General features: G+C 53.1%; 1 protein-coding gene. It reads left to right on the top strand.

All coding sequences use genetic code 11. The features are described from left to right. A partial coding sequence (locus tag FN960_RS24075; protein ID WP_143850814.1) for an aminotransferase class I/II-fold pyridoxal phosphate-dependent enzyme occupies positions 1 to 273 on the top strand: 273 nt, incomplete at both ends.

The raw sequence follows: 273 nt of genomic DNA, 5'->3' as shown, positions 1-273 counted from the left end.
CGCGACATTGCCGAACAGTACAAACGCCGCCGTGATGTATTGGTTAAAGGGCTGCATGAAGCGGGCTGGATGGTTGAAATGCCGAAGGCTTCGATGTATGTCTGGGCGAAAATCCCGGAACCATATGCGGCCATGGGATCGCTGGAATTTGCCAAGAAGCTCCTTAACGAAGCGAAGGTTTGTGTCTCGCCGGGGATTGGCTTTGGCGACTATGGTGATACGCATGTTCGCTTTGCACTGATTGAAAACCGCGACCGTATTCGTCAGGCCATC

Origin of the sequence: Alkalicoccobacillus porphyridii, assembly GCF_007293315.1 — a bacterium.
Lineage (GTDB): Bacteria > Bacillota > Bacilli > Bacillales > Bacillaceae_D > Alkalicoccobacillus > Alkalicoccobacillus porphyridii.
This window is presented reverse-complemented; position numbering and strand designations above follow the sequence as displayed.